Origin of the sequence: Oricola thermophila (genome assembly GCF_013358405.1) — a bacterium.
Lineage (GTDB): Bacteria > Pseudomonadota > Alphaproteobacteria > Rhizobiales > Rhizobiaceae > Oricola > Oricola thermophila.
In genome coordinates, this window is the sequence record NZ_CP054836.1 from 3,483,119 (window position 1) to 3,499,399 (window position 16,281).

Consider the following 16,281-nt stretch of genomic DNA (forward strand, 5'->3'; position numbering starts at 1 on the left):
CAGGCTGGCCGCAATGGAACCGCCAAGTTCGGCCAGATCGTGGCCCGCGGGGTTTTTCGTCAATCGCGGTGATAGGGGTGGCCGGACAGGATGGTCACCGCCCGGTAGAGCTGCTCGGCGAGCATGATGCGAGCCAGCTGGTGCGGCCAGGTCTGGTTGCCGAAGGCGATGACAAGGTCCGCGCGCCCGCGCAATGCCGGATCGTGACCGTCCGGTCCGCCGAGAGCGAAAACGATGCGCGAAAAGCCGCGGTCGCGGAATTCGGCGAGCTTTCCGGCGAATTCGCGGGAGGGCAGCGACTTGCCCCGCTCGTCGAGCAGGACCAGGACGGTCGAGGGATCGGACGCGAGTGCGGCAGCCCTGCCGGCTTCCTCCGCCTTGCGCCGGTCCGATGACTGTGCCCGGCTCTCCGGGATCTCGATCACGCCGTCGAAATCGATGCCGAGCGCCTTGCCCGACCGGGCGAGACGGTCGGAATAGCGCGACACGAGTTCAGCGTCGGGGCCGGATTTCATCCGGCCTACCGCCAGTATGGTCAGTTTCATGGCGCTCCGGACCGGGAATGTCCCCGGCTCCTAGTGCAGGGTTCCGGACGGTTCCTCGGGCTCCTGCCACATCTTCTCGAGCGCGTAAAAGTCCCGGACCTCCGGGCGGAAGACATGAATGATCACGTCGCCCGCGTCGATCAGAACCCAGTCCGCAGCGGACAGGCCCTCGACCCTCGCGGTGCCGTGACCGGCCTCCTTCAGCGCCCTGAGCAATTGTTCGGCCACCGCGCCCACGTGACGGTGGGAACGGCCCGATGCGACAACCATGTAGTCGGCCATCGCGGATTTGCCCTGGATGTTGATGGAGACGATGTCCTCGGCCTTGGAGTCTTCCAGACTTTCCATGACCAGTTCAAGGACCCGATCGGCGGCTTCAAGCTCGCTGACGTCGGGTGTCGAAGGCGCATTCGCGGCCTTCCTGATTGTCGTTGTTCTCAAGAGCTTCCTTTCAGTTCGGAACAAACGATGCGAAAGACGACTCGGCCTTCCACACCCCAAAGATAGTCACGAGCCGTTAACAGTTTCAAGACAAAGGCAATCAAGCTTTCTTAAAGAGCTTCTCGGTGCCGTTGCGGATCGCGGTGGAGGAGACCGGCGAACGCGGACCGTGCAGGAAGGTCCAGGCCGGTGCGGGCAGCGTCGGCAGGAGGGCGGCATCGGACTCATCGACACGCGCATAGTCGAAGGTCTTGGCCATTTTCGATGACAGGTATGCCAAAGTCGAACCCGGCCGGTCGACAACGGCGATCGGAAAGGTAAGGGCGATGTCGCGCCATTTCTGCCAGCGGTGGAAACCCGCGAGATTGTCCGCACCCATTATCCAGACGAAGCGTCTGGCCGGGTTGTAGCGTCGCACGAGGGCTAGGGTGTCGGCGGTGTAACGCACCTCGTGCAGGGCCTCGAAGGCGGTCACCTTGACGCGCGGATCCGGGTTCATGCGTTCGGACCAGGCGATCCTGTCCGCCAGCGGCGGGAGGCTGGTGACGTCCTTGAGCGGGTTGCCGGGCGTTACGATCCACCAAAGCTGGTCGAGCCGAAGGCGGCGGATGGCGATCTCCGCGACGAGCCGGTGTCCCTCATGCGGAGGGTTGAATGAACCTCCGAACAGGCCGATCCGCATGCCTGGCTCGACATGCGGCATGCGCAAGTACTTGCGGGCGACGCCCGGAAAAAGCGCCGTTCTTCCGGTCATTCGCCTTCAGGGCCTGATCTGGCCGGTGCCGTGCACCCGGTACTTGAAGGATGTCAGCTGCTCCACGCCGACCGGACCGCGCGCATGCATCTTGCCGGTCGCGATGCCGATTTCGGCGCCCATGCCGAACTCGCCGCCGTCGGCGAATTGCGTCGAGGCATTGTGCAACAGGATGGCGCTGTCGACCTCGTTGAAAAAACGTTCCACGACAGCCTCGTCCTCGGCGATCACCGCCTCGGTGTGGCTGGATGAATAGTCGGCGATGTGCCGGATGGCACCGTCGATTCCGTCGACCAGTGCCACCGAAATGAGCGGGCCGAGATATTCGGTCATCCAGTCGGCTTCGGTCGCCGGCGCAGCTTTCGGCCACAGCTTGCAGACATTTGTGTCCCCGCGTACTTCGCAGCCGGAACCGTGGAGTGCGTCAAGGATGGGCGCCAGGTGCGTATCCGCTGCCGCGCGGTCGACCAGCAGGGTCTCGGCAGCGCCGCAAATGCCGGTACGGCGCATCTTGGCGTTGACCGCGATGCTCCGAGCCATGTCGATATCGGCAGATCTGTCGACATAGACGTGACACAAGCCCTCGAGATGCGCGAATACCGGGACGCGCGCGTCGTTCTGGACCCGCTCGACAAGACCGCGGCCGCCACGCGGAACGATGACGTCGATCGCACCGTCAAGGCCTGCCAGCATCTCGCCGACGGCCGCCCGGTCGGTTACCGGAACCAGCTGGACGGCATCGGCGGGAAGTCCGGCGGACTCCAATCCCGAAACAAGGCAGGCATGAATGGCGCGCGAGGAATTGGCGGAATCGGAACCACCGCGAAGGATGACGGCATTGCCGGCCTTGAGGCACAGGGCACCTGCATCAGCGGTGACGTTCGGTCTGCTCTCGTAGATGACGCCGATGACGCCAAGCGGCGTACGCACGCGCTCGATCCTGAGTCCGTTCGGTCGCTCCCAGGCGGCCATCACGGAGCCGACAGGGTCGGGCAACCCGGCAATGGCGCGGATGCCATCGGCCATTGCGTGCACGCGCTCCTCCGTCAGCTTGAGGCGGTCCTTGAACGCGGGCGTCAGGTCGGCCTTCCCGGCCGCTTCCATGTCGGCATCGTTCGCGGCAAGGATGTCGCTGCAGCCATCGATGATCGCCTCCGCCATTGCAAGAAGTGCCGCGTTCTTTTGCGCAGTCGAGGCGATCGCCAACGGTCGGCTGGCGGCTTTCGCGCGTGCACCCATGTCCGCCATCAATGCGGCGATATCGGTCGTATTGCTGTCGGCCCTGGTCAGCATGGCTGGTCGTCCCGTCTTCGGAAGCCGCTTGTTTAGCGTTCAATGCCGGCAAGGGCAATGCGCGGTCGAAAAGTCAGCCTTTCACGACCATGTCGTCGCGATGCACCATCGCGGCGCGCGGGGCATAGCCCAGAATGGGTTCGATCTCGGAGGACTTGCGCCCCGCGATGCGGACCGCCTCGCTGGAATCGTATCCTGCGAGGCCACGCGCGATTTCCGCGCCCGTATCCTCAAGCACGATCGCCAGCGTGTCTCCACGCTCGAACGTGCCTTCCACCCGCTTGACGCCGGCCGGGAGCAGGCTCTTGCCCGATTTCAATGCCGCGTGAGCGCCGGCATCGACGACGAGGCGTCCCTGGGGTTCCAGCTGGCCGGCTATCCAGCTCTTCCAGGCCGATACCGGTGCTGAGGCTGCACGGAAAAGGGTTGATTTGGCACCTTCGTCCAGTGCACGCAGCGGGTGGTCGACCGTGCCCCTGGTTATGACCATCGCAGTGCCCGCCTGGGTCGCGATCTTCGCAGCCTCGATCTTGGTGCGCATGCCGCCACGCGACAATTCGGAGGCTGCATCGCCGGCCATGTCCTCGATTTCCGGTGTGATCGCCGGGACATCGGGAAGGTGCATAGCATCCGGATCCATTGCCGGGGAGGCGGTGTAGAGGCCGTCGACATCGGACAGGACGATCAGCAGATCGGCATTCATCATGGTGGCGACCCGCGCAGCCAACCGGTCGTTGTCGCCGTAGCGAATCTCGTTGGTGGCGACGGTGTCGTTCTCGTTGATGACCGGCACGGCTCCCATGCGCAAGAGGGCACCGATGGTGGCGCGGGCATTGAGATAGCGCCGCCGTGTTTCCGTGTCGTCGATGGTGACGAGGACCTGGCCGGTCGTGATCGACCGGGCACCGAGTGCTTCATCCCATGCGTGGGCCAGCGCAATCTGGCCGACGGCGGCGGCGGCCTGGCTTTCCTCCAGTTTCAGAGAACCCGAGCGCAGATCGAGCACGGTGCGGCCCATCGCGACGGCGCCCGACGAGACGACAAGCACTTCATGGCCGGAAGCGCGCAAGGCGGCAATGTCAGCCGCCAAGCTTTGCAGCCAGGAGCGTCTCAGTCCCGAACCGCGATCCACCAGGAGGGCGGAGCCGATCTTGACGACAATGCGCTTGTAGGATGCGAGACGGCCTTGCATGGGATCAGCTCTGCCAGCGCGGATCAGGTTCTTTCGGCTTGTCGGATTTCTTCTTCTCTTCGATAAATGCCATCAGCGCACGCAGCACTTCTTCGAGACCGTCGCGGCTTACCGAGGAAAAGATGAGGGGCTCCCTGCCGGCCGCCTTCTTCAGCGCCTCGGCCTTTTGGGTGATCGACTTCGCGTCGGCAGTATCGATCTGCGAAAGGGCAACGATTTCGGGCTTTTCGGCAAGGCCGTGGCCATAGGCCTCCAGTTCGTGACGTACGGTCTCGTATGCCTTGGCCGGGTCCTCCTCGAGAGCGGAGACCAGGTGCAGGATTACATTGGTGCGTTCGACGTGGCCGAGGAACCGGTCGCCGATGCCAACGCCCTCGTGGGCGCCCTCGATCAGGCCGGGAATGTCGGCGAGCACGAATTCTCGCGTATCGATGCGCACCACGCCGAGATTTGGATGCAGCGTGGTGAAGGGATAGTCGGCGATCTTGGGCTTGGCCGCGGTGACGCTGGCCAGAAAGGTCGATTTGCCTGCGTTCGGCAGGCCGACAAGGCCGGCATCGGCAATCAGCTTCAGGCGAAGCCAGATGGTGCGCTCCTGGCCTTCCTGGCCAGGATTGGCGCGGCGCGGCGCCTGGTTGGTCGACGACTTGAAATGGGCGTTGCCGAAACCCCCATTGCCCCCCTTGGCGAGAAGGAAACGCTGGCCCTTTTCGGTCAGGTCGCAGATCAGGGTTTCGTTGTCTTCCTCGTAAATTTGCGTGCCGACGGGTACTTTCAGCGTGACGTCCGCGCCCTTGGCGCCGGTGCGGTCGCGGCCCATGCCGTGCATGCCGGTCTTGGCTTTGAAATGCTGCCGATAGCGATAGTCGATCAGGGTATTCAGCCCTTCCACGGCTTCCGCCCAGACATCGCCGCCGCGGCCGCCGTCGCCCCCATCCGGGCCGCCGAATTCGATATACTTCTCCCGGCGAAAGGACACCGCCCCTGCGCCGCCGTCGCCGGAACGGATATAGACCTTTGCCTGATCCAGGAATTTCATGGTTCTGTTACATGTCTCGTTCAGTTTCGGGTCCGTCTACCGCATCGCGGGGAAAAGCGCGAGGATGAATTCGGGGTACGGTCAATGACAGTCAGGGTCGCCACCTACAATATCCAGTTCGGGATCGGGTTGGACGGTTCCTACAATCTGGAACGTATCGTGGACGCGGTCAGGGATGCCGACATCATCGCTTTCCAGGAGGTGACGCGCGGCTTCATGCGCAATGGTGGACGCGACATGGTTGCCGAAATCGGGGAACTTTTGCCCGACAGGTTCACCGTCTGCCACATGCCCGCCGACATCGATTTCGGTAGCCGGGTCGAAAACGGCAAGGCGATTCAGAGCCGGTTCCAGTTCGGTAACATGATTGTTTCTCGCTGGCCGATCCTGTCCGCACGGGGGCTCCTTCTGCCGCGATCGTCGCGCATGGCATCGCTCAACCTGCAGCGCGGAGCACTCGAGGCGCTGATCGAAACCCCTGCCGGCCCTTTCCGGTTCTACTCGATTCATCTCGACCACATCGATCCGGACGAGCGGATCAGCCAGATCGCGGCCCTGAAGGACATCGCGTTCTCGGCACCCCGTACGGGCATGGCGGTTACCGGACTCGGCGAATACGGCTTTCCCGAATTGCCACGTGCAGAGGACTTCCTGCTTCTCGGCGACTTCAACTTTGAGCCCGATCTCGCGGAATATCGCGACATGCTGGCCGAGAACGGAACCCTGGTCGACGCGACGGCTGCCGATTCGGGCTGGAGCTGGACGGACCCGGAGAAACGGAAGCCGAACAAGCGCCTCGATTACGGATTTGCCACCCCCGCACTGGCCGAACGCATAGGCAATGTCCGGGTGGACAGGAGCGCGGAAGGCTCCGACCACATGCCCGTATGGATGCAGATCAACATCTGAACTTGGCGGCTACAATATCGCTGCCGAGCCGCCTTCTTGGTCGCGTCGTCGCGATATCGGCGAATGTCCGGCCTTCGGTCAAACTCGATTCGACTTCGCCGGCGGTGTCGCGCGCCGGCGAAGTCCTCGATGGTTGTGGGACGGTTCAACCGCGTCTGCGTTCCGTCTTGCGTTCCAGCCAGGCGGGACGGCTCAGCGTGTAGCGTTCAACCGGCACACGTCCGGCGGCGACACTGTCGATCTCGTCCTTGCCGACAAATGTGAAGCCGCACTTGCGAATGACATTACGCGAGCGTGGATTGACCGTCCGGCAGACAGCGTGGATCTGCTCGGCATCGGTTGAACGGAATGCCTGGTCGACCAACGCGTTGGCCGCCTCGGTCGCGTAGCCTGCTCCCCAATAGTCCTCGCCCAGCCAGAAGCCGATTTCAAAACCGGCGGAGCGGGTGCGTTTTTCGAGGCCGCAGAAGCCGATCAAATGGCCGGTGTCTGCCAGGGTGATGGCGTAGACATAGCCGTCATGCTCACCCCGCAGGCAGCTGCCGACAAATGCCTCGGCGTCGCTCAGCCGGTAGGGAAACGGCATGCGCGAAGTCATTTCGGCGATCTGCCGATTGTTGGCGATCTTCGCCAGTTCCTCCACGTCGTCCTCATGCGGCGGGCGCAGGACCAGACGTTCCGTGAGCAGGACGGGCGTGTCGTAGCCCATGTCCGTCTGACGAGACAATGCGGTGTCTGTCGTCGTGTCGATCATAGCCTTGTCCCTTCAAACAAACTTGCTTCTTCCAACAAAAAAGGGAGATGGTGGTGTCCCATCTCCCTTCAAGCCTGACTATTGCAAAATCCGGGGTACGAGACACCGGACTTGAATTTCGCGGCTCCGGCTTACTCCGCTGCTTCCTGTTTCGGCATCACCGATACGTAGGTTCGGCCGTTTGCCTTGGCCCTGAACTCCACGGCACCATCGGTGAGCGCAAAAAGCGTGTGATCCTTGCCCATGCCGACATTGGTGCCGGGGTGCCATCTGGTGCCGCGCTGACGCACGATGATGTTGCCGGCAACGACATTCTCGCCGCCGAATTTCTTCACGCCAAGACGTTTGGATTCCGATTCGCGACCGTTGCGCGACGAACCGCCAGCTTTCTTGTGTGCCATTCTCTTTCTCCTGCCGCGCTCGGATTTGCGCGTTTTCAGTCCTTATGGTGGCAAGGGGGCATTCTTGCAACCCCGCCGACACGATTGTTACTTCTTGGCCAGTTCCTTGGCCTGTTCCTTCCAGTCCTTGATCTGGTCGGCGCTGAACGGCATGTGCTCGTCGATCTTCTTAATCTCGGCGGCGGTCAGCTTCGCAATCTGGGCGAAGGTCGTGATGCCCTGCTCGTTGAGTTGCTTCTCGGCCACCGGGCCGATACCCTTGATTTCGGTCAGCTTGTCCGCCTCGCCCTCGGGCGCGGCAAACAGGGCGGCGGTAGACTCTTCCTTCTTGGCGGGTTTGGGCGCTTCCGCCTTCTTTGTCTCGGCCTTCGGCGCCTCTTTCGGCGTCGGCTTCTTGGCGGCAGCCTTCTTCGACGGTTTCGCGCCACCCGTCAGGATCTCGGAAATGCGGACTGTCGTCAGATGCTGGCGATGGCCGCGGGTGCGCTTGGAATTCTGGCGACGGCGCTTCTTGAAGGCGATAACCTTGCGCGCACGGCCCTGTTCGACGACTTCCGCCGTCACCAGAGCGCCTTCGACGAAGGGTGCGCCAATGGTGGCGTCGGCGCCTTCGCCGACCATGAGTACCTCGTTGAACTCGACAATGTCACCGGCATTGCCGTCGACCTTCTCGATCTTCAGGATGTCGTCGGCGGCTACGCGGTACTGCTTGCCACCGGTCTTGATGACTGCGAACATCTTTCTTCCTTCCGTGTTCGGTCCGGCTCTTGCCCCATTGCCGCTTCCACGGAAAGGCAGGCCGTCTTTTTGGTCAGTCGTGACGGTTTCGTTTCGATTTTGCGCCCGGACAAAGCCGGACACAAAACAAAGCGGCGCGGATTTCCCCGCGCCAGCGGCACCCCTATGATGGGTGACATGCGAAAAGTCAAGCATTTCGACAGCAAGAGGCTTGTTTTCGTCGCCATTGGCGGTTATGCAGCGGCCCGCCCGCAAAGGCAGTCACGGAGAGGTGGCTGAGTGGTTGAAAGCGCCGCACTCGAAATGCGGTATAGGGGCAACTCTATCGGGGGTTCGAATCCCTCCCTCTCCGCCATCTGCTTTTGCACTCTCCGTCATCACGGAATCCCGCATTTTCGGTCGATTTCAGGCCCTGCCGCCCGTTTCGGGAGCATTTTGCCATGGCAGGAGATGTCGGTGTATCGCGCGGTGTATCGTCCCGTGTATCGCTTGGTGTATCGCGCAAGGAGGCCGACGACGGCAAATCGCGCCGTCGTGCGGGCCGGGGCCCCGGTCCTTACCTCGTGCGCTCAGGTTCCGTTTACATTTTCCAGATCAGGATACCGAAGGATCTCGGAGGCGGGCGCGGCACGCCGCCACTGAGAGTAAGCCTCGGCGCCTGCCCGGCGCGCCGGGCGCGCTACATGGCCGACCTGCTGGCGGCCGAAGCCCGGGCGTGCTTCGAACGTTTGCGGGCAAGACGGATGGACGAAAGGGATATCGAAAAGGACAAGGCTGACGAAGGCGGATCGGAACTGCCTTTTTATCTCACACCGGAGGGCCGGGACGCGGCCATCGAAATGAAGGGCGCGTTCGAAATGGCGCGTGCGGTTGTCTCGCAGCCCGTTGCCCCGATGACGCCGGAGGAAGAGGTTCGCTCAAAGGCTTGGAAAGGCCTGGTGGAGCTCGGGCGCGAGATCGCCAGGGGCGGGGACGGCAACCCGATCGTCAGGGAGAATGCCGACCTGATCGCGCAACGCCATGCCGACAGGCTGATGACGACAGTGTCACGGAAACAGGAAACCGATGCCGCCGGGCCGCGGAAAAGTTTTCCGAGGCAGTTTGAATGGCAGCCGGAGCCCGTCAGTGCGCCATCGGTTCCGGATGCCGGAAAGCTGTACTCGCTGGGCGGTAATGACATGGAAACCACGAGTGTTTCCGATCACGCCTCGACGGTTGTGCCAGCCACTGACAATGCGCCCGCGAAGTCGGAAACGGACCCGTTCGACGAAGACCGTCGTTTCGTGCCGAGGCCTGCATCTCGCCTTCCGCGTTTCAGCGAGGTCGCGGAAGCCTATTTCGCGTCCTGGGCCGTCCAGGCGGGCGAGAACAGCAAGGACATCCGCACGGCGCGGCGCAGGGCGGCGCTGTTTGCCGAGCTGATCGGCGATCATCCGATCGATACCTACAAGGCCGGGGACCTGCAGGCCTATGTGCGGCTGCTGCAGTTCTGGCCGGGCGACAACAACAAGCGCCCGGAAGGCAAGAGCGCGCGCGAGATCATTGAGGACAACCGGGATCTTCACCTGAAACCGATTTCGCTGAGTTCGCTGAAGAACGGCTATGTGTGGATCGTCCGGACTGTCGTTTCCCACGGCGCGCAGGAGCATGATTTCAGGAATCCGTTCGACAAGGTCCGGCTTCACTATCCGCGCACGGCCGCGCGCCCGAAATCGTCCCAGCCGCTTAGTGCCGCGGCGATCTCGTCGATCTTCCGTACGGGCGTGGAGAGCGGGCTGCTCGACGAGGCCATGCTGCCCTTGCTGGGGCACCTGACGGGCCGCAGGCTCGGTCTTCTGGTCCACCTGACGGGCAACGACATTCGCGAGAAATATCCGGGCGTCTGGGTCGCGGAGACGGACGGCATCGTCAAGCAGAATGGTGTCTGGAAGCGCGTGCCGTTCAAGACGGATGCCAGCACGGGCTTCTTCGTCCTGCATGGCTTCCTCGAAGAGATCGGCTTCATCGAATGGGCGAGAGCGCAGGGCGACAGGTTCCTGTTTGCCGAGCTCATGAAACTGAAGGACCCGAGCAAGAGCGCGTCGTCCTACATGCAGCGCCTGTTCCTCAGGGCCGGGATCGAGAAGGGGCGGCGCGAGGTCTTCCATTCGCTGCGTGCAGGAAACATCGAGGACATGCGCGACGCGAAGATCGATCCGCGCGATCGGCGGATGCAGGCGGGCCACACGGTCGGCACTGATGAGCACGACAATTACGGTTTCAAGGCGATCAGCGAAACCCGGGCGCGGGAGATGGTGCGCCTGCCGCTCAACCCCGAGATCGACTACTCGGTGTTCCGTGGACTGGATTTCGAGAAGATGGCGCGGAAGAAGAGGGCCAAGGGCAGGAAGAGAAGATAGTCATGGTGGTAGGTAACTTCTCTCGGGAATAAATCGCTAAACGCAAGCGGTTCGCTTCGGTAATCCCGGTGCGGTTCAAAGGCTCAAATTCTGTGTTATCTGCAATGAGTTGCGTTGAGAGTGGTATGAATTCACCGGAAAGTTCACTGGTCTTGGACGTTTTGGCCGGGGTCTCAGAAGAAGAACATCGGGTCTTGGCCCGGATTGCCAGCACGCCATCTGGTGTCCCAGCTACGCTGCTTGAAGCCAAGCCACTGGCCGAATTGCTTTCGCGTTTTCCCAATACGCTTCGTCAAGACAATGGGTCCGGTATGGTTCGTTTTGAGCGTCCCGACCTGGCCAAGCTTTTCGCCGAGGCGATCGAACGTGGGGGGCTGGCTGGCAATGCTGTGCGACATGTGGGGGGCAGTACAGCATTGATCGAACGGATATTTGCGGCTCAGGCGCGTGGAGAAAATGAGGAAGCATTGCGCTTGTTTCGTGAGGGAGGTGGAGTGTTCTTCATGCACTTTCATGGCCTTGATGCGTGTTCCAGAGTGCTCCGGCGTTTTCCCGAGGGCATGCGGACAAAGGAGCCTCTCCTTGTGTTCGCTCGATCGATGCATGCCCTCAAATCCGGCAATGTCAGCCGGGCACGTTATCTGATGGCCGAGCGGTTCGGGCCCGAGGCGAACGATCTCCGACACCTGTTGTCGCGCCCGCAGAGTTTTTCACTCGACCTCTGCCTGTTCCGATTCTTGATGGCAATGTACGAGGACACGCCCATTTCGGATGCCATGTGCGAGAAGCTGTTTGACTTGCTTGGTCAAGTACCACTGGATGATCATCTGCAGCGAGGCAGTTTCTACAATGCCATGCTTGAGGTTCAGGTGCGCAAGCGTGAACTCGATGCCGCGATGGAAATCGCCCAGCGCGCGCGTTTCCACTACGAGCAGGCAAATGCTCACCTCCTGGGCTTTTACATCGATCTATACTTGTCTATACTTAACCTGATGCGTGGCGAGCTACCTGCGGCCGCAGAGCATGCTGGTGAGGCCAATACCAAGCTCGCCAAGGTGCCTTTCGAAACGAAGTCGGACGAACGGCTCATCGGGCTTGTCAATGCAGTGATCCATTACGAGCAGGGCGATATCGAGGCGCTCGTCCATTTTCTGAACGAAGAATTCGATGGTTTCGCATATGGTGAACTTTGGCCCACCGTAGCCGAACTTGCCATCAATTATGGTGGGCAAGCTCTCAGTCGCCATATCGCTGTAGCTGCTGCGCGCGTCTATCTCGACAGATGGCGGGTCCAAGAGTGGCGTTCCAATCGTTTCCGATTGGTGATTACCTTACGAGAGGCTGCTATCCTGCAGACGGGCAATCGGTGGCAGGAGGCCACCGATCTCTTGGCCGCTGTGAAATCGCGCATAAACCGCACCTGGGTGGAAAGTGCGGTCGAGACTCTCTCTCGACTTGCCGATCCGCAGGAAATTGCCTTGGTCATGGCGTGGCTGCGCCATCTCATCTGGGAGATTCCGACTCGTCTGATCCTTCGTGATCAGTTGAGTGAATTGCTGAAGAATAATCATTTGACTGCCCGGCAAGCGATCACCTTGCAAGTATGGATGGCGCATCTGGCGCGGGTTAATCGCGACGTCAGTACTGCGCGCGCATCGCTTTTGAAGGCGTTGGAGGCAAGCGGGCGCCTTGGGGCCATTATGCAATTGGTCGAGGAAGCGGACATGCTCAAGAAGCTTCTCGAGAACGAGCGCATTCGCGAATTCGTTCTTGCATCAGGTGATGCTCGTAAGGTCATTCGGAAACTGAGAGTACTCGACAGCCCCGTATCTGAAGGTCCGCGCAAGGCAGGGCTTACCAGGCAGGAAATTAAGGTCCTCTATCTCGTCGCCGAAGGTCGAACGAACAAGCATATCGCTCGTCAACTTGGCTTGGCCGAAGTGACGGTCAAATTTCACGTGTCAAACATATACCGCAAGATTGGTTGTCGGCGTCGCGCCGAAGCGGTTGCCACAGCTAAAGCGCTTGGCTGGGTAGCGTAGCGTAACGTTCGCTGCAGTCTGTTATGATCGCATAAAACCTATACCCATTTGTCAAAAAGCTATACTTCTGGCGCCTTGTCCCTAGCAGCCGCCGGCTTCTAACTTTTTGCGAGATGCACGTCGCTTCAGTGCAGCCTGAAAGCGCAACCGGAAGGCCTAGGAGGAACTGGATGCATATCGGTTCGTTCGACATCCTGTTTCGGCGGGCGATCGGTTTTGTCGGTGTAATGCTCGTTCTGTCGCTGTTGATCTTTCTGCTTGCCCGTGTCGTGCCGGGTGATCCGGCGCGAATTGCACTCGGTCCAAGCGCGACGCAGGCCCAAGTGGAAGCAATGCGCGAACAGATGGGGCTCGATGACCCGATTATTGTGCAATATGTGAATTATGTTGCCGGCGCATTGCGAGGCGATCTCGGGCATTCGCTGATCTCTGGGAAGCCCGTCATGCGAGAGATCGCGGAGCTTTTGCCAGCGACCTTGGAACTGGTGGTCGTTACTCTACTTCTCATAATTGTCATCTCGGTTCCGCTTGGCGTGATGACCGCACGCTATCGGAACACGTGGATCGACAATTGTGGTCGCTTCTTCTCGATCGTCGGTGTCACGATGCCGAGTTTCCTGTTCGCGATCCTCCTTCAACTGATAGCCGCCAACTTCATTCCAGGGTGGCCGTTGTTGGGGCGGGTTGACCACGCCTTCTCCCTTCCCGATGGTCCTACCGGACTGCTGCTTGTCGACTCGTTGGTACATGGTCGTGGCGACATCTTCGTCAACGCATTGCAGCACATCGCGTTTCCTGCGTTGGCACTGGCAATGGCCGGCATAGGGCAGGTAACGCGGATTACGCGCTCTTCGATGATCGAACATCAACGGCGCGATCACGTGCTCACGTTACAGTCGTTCGGCGTGCCCGATCGCGTGATCGTCTTTCGCTACCTGCTGAAGCTTTCATCGATTGCACCGCTGACCATTATGGGCCTTGAGTTCGCTTCGTTGATCGGGAATGCCTTTGTCGTCGAGATGGTTTTTGCGTGGGGAGGGTTCGCCTCCTACGGGCTCGAGGCGATCCTGCAGAAGGATATCAACGCGGTCATGGCCGTAGTTCTTGTTTCGGGCATGTTCTTTATTGTCGCGAACCTGGCGATCGATCTTGTCTTGATGGTTATCGACCCGCGGATGCGCTTCAGGGAGGCCCGATAATGTCGGACGTCCTTGCCCCGCCTCAGAAAGCGATGTCGGTCCGTTACATGGCATGGTATCGCTTCACTCGGAATCGATCCGCAGTGGTCGGCGGTATCATGGTGCTGTCAGTGGTCCTCTTGGCGTTGTTCGCGCCACTGATCGTACCATATCCGGACCATGTCGGGTCGGTGGTCGATTTCAAGCATCGCCACGCTTCGCCCGAATGGGCCAATCTTCTCGGTACCGACAAGGTCGGCCGCGATATCCTTACCCGGGTCATTTTCGGGTTTCGGATTTCTCTCCTGTTGGTCATTGGTGTGTTGGGTATTGCCGTGCCGATTGGAGCGGCGTTGGGCCTTTTGGCGGGTTATTTTACTGGTGCTGTCGAGCGGCTTATCACCGGCTTCACAAATGTCATGCTGGCAATTCCGCCGCTTGTCATGGCCTTAGCCATTGGCAACGTGCTTGAGCCCAATCTCGTCAACGCAATGCTTGCAATCACCCTCTTGTGGTGGACCTGGCACGCCCGGCTAATTTATCGCGTTTCCAAATCTGTTGCTGCAGAGGACTTCATAGAGGCAGCCAAGCTTGCGGGTGCTAGTGACTGGCACATTCTCACGCGAGAGATACTACCCAATTGTGTCTCGGTGATTTCGGTCAAGACCACGTTGGACGCAGCATTCGTGATCCTGTTTGGCGCGACACTTTCCTTCTTGGGCCTGGGAGTGAAGCCACCAACCCCAGATTTGGGGACAATGGTTGCCGACGGTCGTCAATTCCTGCCGGAAATGTGGTGGGAGGTTCTCGCTCCGGGCTTCGCCATCTTTTACGCCACGCTCGGTTTCAACCTGCTCGGCGACGGCTTGCGCGACATGTTTGATGTGGAGGCATGATGACGCGCCCATTGCTGGATATTTTGAACCTCAACGTTTCCTTCCGCACCTACGGCCATCGAACTCACGTGCTCAAGGACGTGGCACTGACTATTCCTGAAGGCGGTCGCGTGTCGCTAATCGGTGAGACCGGTTCTGGCAAGTCGGTTACAGCCAAGGCGATCCTTGGAACTTTGCCAGCCAATGCCGAAGTGGATGGCGGTGCGATAACTTTCGAAGGGCGCAATGTGCTCGCGCTGCCTGCCGCAGAGCGAAATGCTTTGAAGGGGACTGCCTTCTCGATCATCATGCAAGACCCGTTGTCGTCGTTCAATCCGGTGTTCCGGATAGGGCGGCACCTTGATGATGTCATGCGCTTTGCTGACCTTAGGTTGGGGCGTGGCAGCAACCGGGCCGAACGTACGGCGCGTATTCATGAAGTACTGCGCCAGGTCCAGCTTTCCGATCCGGCTCGTGTCTGTGCCTCCTATCCGGCACAGCTTTCCGGCGGCATGAGGCAGCGTGTGCTGATTGCGCTTGCGCTGCTTCATCAACCCAAGCTGTTGATTGCCGATGAGCCGGGTACGGCGCTGGACGTGACGACACAGGACGAGATCATGAAGCTGATCAACCGTCTTGTCGCCGAAAATGGTCTGTCGCTGCTGATGATTACGCACAATCTTGGTGTGGTGCGTCAGATGGCCGATGACGTTTATGTCATGCGTCGGGGTGAAATCGTCGAGCATGCGCCTCTCCGCAGGCTGTTCACTGCACCGCGTGAAACATATACGCGCCAACTCGTAGACGCGATTCCGCCGCTGTATGGTCCGCGCGTCGTCGATCAGCCTGAAATGCAGAGTGACCCAATAGTCACGCTGTCGAGTGTATCAAAAACCTTTCATGAGCCTCGGTTGATCGGTCGCGGGGTCAGCCACAAGGCTGTGCGCAATGTCAACTTGTCGATCCGACGCGGCGAGATATTTGGGCTTGCCGGCGAGTCCGGCTCAGGCAAAACCACAGTCGCGCGTATGATTATGGGGCTTATTGCACCTAGTGCGGGAGAGATCACCGTCGATGGTGCGGTGATGGCAGGACGGACGCGCAATGCCGCTTTCCGACGATTGGCCCAGATCGTCTACCAAAACCCTGGGACTTCGCTGAACCCGAAACGCACGGTCGGGCAGACACTGTCGGTCCCGTTGCGTTTCGCCGGATTCGAGCGGTCGCGGATGGAAGCACGGATACATGAATTGCTCGAGCAGGTGGATCTGGCGGCCAGCTATGCGTCGAAATATCCCCATGAACTGTCCGGCGGCCAGAAACAGCGCGTAGCAATAGCCCGGGCACTTGCTGCCAATCCAAAAATAATTGTGCTCGACGAGCCGACCTCAGCACTAGACGTTTCAGTGCAGAAGAATGTCATCGCGCTTTTGCAGCGGCTGCGTGATGAACTTGGTCTTACTTATCTCTTCATCTCGCATGATCTCTCGCTCATGCGCAATTTCTGCAGCCGGATAGCAATCATGTTCCGTGGTGAGATCGTTGAGGAAGGGGTGCCCCGCGCCGTGTTTGACGCACCTCAGCATCCGTACACTCGTGCGCTTATTTCGGCCGTTCCGGTGATGGCTGATGAGGAAGAGAAAATGAAGCCGGTCGTTACGCCAGAACAGCGGCGGCAATTCCTTGTCGACGCGGTCGCTTAACTACCGACGAATGTTGAA

15 protein-coding genes and 1 tRNA gene are annotated in these 16,281 nt (G+C 60.3%); 7 read left to right on the forward strand and 9 right to left on the reverse strand.

Going from position 1 to position 16,281, the window contains the following annotated elements:
* Positions 1-59: 59 nt before the first annotated feature.
* From rlmH to obgE, 6 genes are all read right to left on the reverse strand, one after another.
* Positions 60-545 carry a 23S rRNA (pseudouridine(1915)-N(3))-methyltransferase RlmH gene (rlmH, locus tag HTY61_RS16810; RefSeq protein ID WP_175277886.1) on the reverse strand — a complete coding sequence of 162 codons (486 nt, stop codon included), beginning with the start codon at positions 543-545 and terminating at the stop codon, positions 60-62.
* A gap of 30 nt (positions 546-575) precedes the next feature.
* Positions 576-893, reverse strand: coding sequence for a ribosome silencing factor (gene rsfS, locus HTY61_RS16815; RefSeq protein WP_175278609.1), 318 nt, complete (start codon positions 891-893; stop codon positions 576-578).
* Between the two features lie 193 nt (positions 894-1,086).
* Positions 1,087-1,740: a nicotinate-nucleotide adenylyltransferase gene (locus HTY61_RS16820; RefSeq protein WP_246272839.1), complete on the reverse strand. Its 654-nt coding sequence runs from the start codon at positions 1,738-1,740 to the stop codon at positions 1,087-1,089.
* Between the two features lie 6 nt (positions 1,741-1,746).
* Positions 1,747-3,033, reverse strand: coding sequence for a glutamate-5-semialdehyde dehydrogenase (locus HTY61_RS16825; protein WP_175277887.1), 1,287 nt, complete (start codon positions 3,031-3,033; stop codon positions 1,747-1,749).
* A 73-nt stretch (positions 3,034-3,106) separates the two neighbouring features.
* Positions 3,107-4,225, reverse strand: coding sequence for a glutamate 5-kinase (gene proB / locus HTY61_RS16830; protein ID WP_175277888.1), 1,119 nt, complete (start codon positions 4,223-4,225; stop codon positions 3,107-3,109).
* 4 nt (positions 4,226-4,229) lie between these two features.
* Entirely contained in the window at positions 4,230-5,264 is a 1,035-nt protein-coding gene (obgE, locus tag HTY61_RS16835) for a GTPase ObgE (protein WP_175277889.1), read from the reverse strand.
* An 84-nt stretch (positions 5,265-5,348) separates the two neighbouring features.
* Between obgE and HTY61_RS16840 the strand changes: the two genes are divergently transcribed.
* A complete protein-coding gene (locus tag HTY61_RS16840; RefSeq protein ID WP_175277890.1) occupies positions 5,349-6,173 on the forward strand; it encodes an endonuclease/exonuclease/phosphatase family protein in 825 nt (274 codons plus the stop codon).
* 145 nt (positions 6,174-6,318) lie between these two features.
* Here HTY61_RS16840 and HTY61_RS16845 read toward each other — a convergent pair whose 3' ends face one another.
* The 3 genes from HTY61_RS16845 to HTY61_RS16855 all read right to left on the reverse strand — a co-directional run bounded on the left by HTY61_RS16845 (position 6,319) and on the right by HTY61_RS16855 (position 8,066).
* Positions 6,319-6,927: a GNAT family N-acetyltransferase gene (locus tag HTY61_RS16845; RefSeq protein WP_246272840.1), complete on the reverse strand. Its 609-nt coding sequence runs from the start codon at positions 6,925-6,927 to the stop codon at positions 6,319-6,321.
* Positions 6,928-7,058: 131 nt separating this feature from the next.
* A complete protein-coding gene (gene rpmA / locus HTY61_RS16850; RefSeq protein ID WP_175277891.1) occupies positions 7,059-7,328 on the reverse strand; it encodes a 50S ribosomal protein L27 in 270 nt (89 codons plus the stop codon).
* An 87-nt stretch (positions 7,329-7,415) separates the two neighbouring features.
* The gene (locus tag HTY61_RS16855) at positions 7,416-8,066 is read right to left on the reverse strand and encodes a 50S ribosomal protein L21 (protein ID WP_175277892.1); all 651 of its coding nucleotides are present in this window, start codon (positions 8,064-8,066) and stop codon (positions 7,416-7,418) included.
* A gap of 265 nt (positions 8,067-8,331) precedes the next feature.
* Here HTY61_RS16855 and HTY61_RS16860 point away from each other — a divergent pair.
* From HTY61_RS16860 to nikE, 6 genes are all read left to right on the forward strand, one after another.
* Positions 8,332-8,421 (forward strand) — tRNA-Ser (locus HTY61_RS16860).
* Between the two features lie 85 nt (positions 8,422-8,506).
* A complete protein-coding gene (locus HTY61_RS16865) occupies positions 8,507-10,465 on the forward strand; it encodes a DUF6538 domain-containing protein (RefSeq protein ID WP_175277893.1) in 1,959 nt (652 codons plus the stop codon).
* Between the two features lie 125 nt (positions 10,466-10,590).
* Entirely contained in the window at positions 10,591-12,507 is a 1,917-nt protein-coding gene (locus tag HTY61_RS16870) for a response regulator transcription factor (protein WP_175277894.1), read from the forward strand.
* Between the two features lie 170 nt (positions 12,508-12,677).
* Positions 12,678-13,706: an ABC transporter permease gene (locus tag HTY61_RS16875; protein ID WP_175277895.1), complete on the forward strand. Its 1,029-nt coding sequence runs from the start codon at positions 12,678-12,680 to the stop codon at positions 13,704-13,706.
* Positions 13,706-14,581, forward strand: coding sequence for an ABC transporter permease (locus tag HTY61_RS16880; protein ID WP_175277896.1), 876 nt, complete (start codon positions 13,706-13,708; stop codon positions 14,579-14,581). The genes HTY61_RS16875 and HTY61_RS16880 overlap by 1 nt, the downstream gene beginning before the upstream one ends.
* The gene (gene nikE, locus HTY61_RS16885) at positions 14,581-16,263 is read left to right on the forward strand and encodes a nickel ABC transporter ATP-binding protein NikE (protein ID WP_175277897.1); all 1,683 of its coding nucleotides are present in this window, start codon (positions 14,581-14,583) and stop codon (positions 16,261-16,263) included. Before HTY61_RS16880 ends, nikE begins: the two co-directional genes overlap by 1 nt.
* Positions 16,264-16,281 lie beyond the last annotated feature (18 nt).

Coding starts and splice junctions, on each gene's coding strand:
- rlmH (WP_175277886.1), bottom strand. CDS start 545: ATGAAACTGACCATACTGGCGGTAGGCCGGATGAAATCCGGCCCCGAC.
- rsfS (WP_175278609.1), bottom strand. CDS start 893: ATGGAAAGTCTGGAAGACTCCAAGGCCGAGGACATCGTCTCCATCAAC.
- HTY61_RS16820 (WP_246272839.1), bottom strand. CDS start 1,740: ATGACCGGAAGAACGGCGCTTTTTCCGGGCGTCGCCCGCAAGTACTTG.
- HTY61_RS16825 (WP_175277887.1), bottom strand. CDS start 3,033: ATGCTGACCAGGGCCGACAGCAATACGACCGATATCGCCGCATTGATG.
- proB (WP_175277888.1), bottom strand. CDS start 4,225: ATGCAAGGCCGTCTCGCATCCTACAAGCGCATTGTCGTCAAGATCGGC.
- obgE (WP_175277889.1), bottom strand. CDS start 5,264: ATGAAATTCCTGGATCAGGCAAAGGTCTATATCCGTTCCGGCGACGGC.
- HTY61_RS16840 (WP_175277890.1), top strand. CDS start 5,349: ATGACAGTCAGGGTCGCCACCTACAATATCCAGTTCGGGATCGGGTTG.
- HTY61_RS16845 (WP_246272840.1), bottom strand. CDS start 6,927: ATGATCGACACGACGACAGACACCGCATTGTCTCGTCAGACGGACATG.
- rpmA (WP_175277891.1), bottom strand. CDS start 7,328: ATGGCACACAAGAAAGCTGGCGGTTCGTCGCGCAACGGTCGCGAATCG.
- HTY61_RS16855 (WP_175277892.1), bottom strand. CDS start 8,066: ATGTTCGCAGTCATCAAGACCGGTGGCAAGCAGTACCGCGTAGCCGCC.
- HTY61_RS16865 (WP_175277893.1), top strand. CDS start 8,507: ATGGCAGGAGATGTCGGTGTATCGCGCGGTGTATCGTCCCGTGTATCG.
- HTY61_RS16870 (WP_175277894.1), top strand. CDS start 10,591: ATGAATTCACCGGAAAGTTCACTGGTCTTGGACGTTTTGGCCGGGGTC.
- HTY61_RS16875 (WP_175277895.1), top strand. CDS start 12,678: ATGCATATCGGTTCGTTCGACATCCTGTTTCGGCGGGCGATCGGTTTT.
- HTY61_RS16880 (WP_175277896.1), top strand. CDS start 13,706: ATGTCGGACGTCCTTGCCCCGCCTCAGAAAGCGATGTCGGTCCGTTAC.
- nikE (WP_175277897.1), top strand. CDS start 14,581: ATGACGCGCCCATTGCTGGATATTTTGAACCTCAACGTTTCCTTCCGC.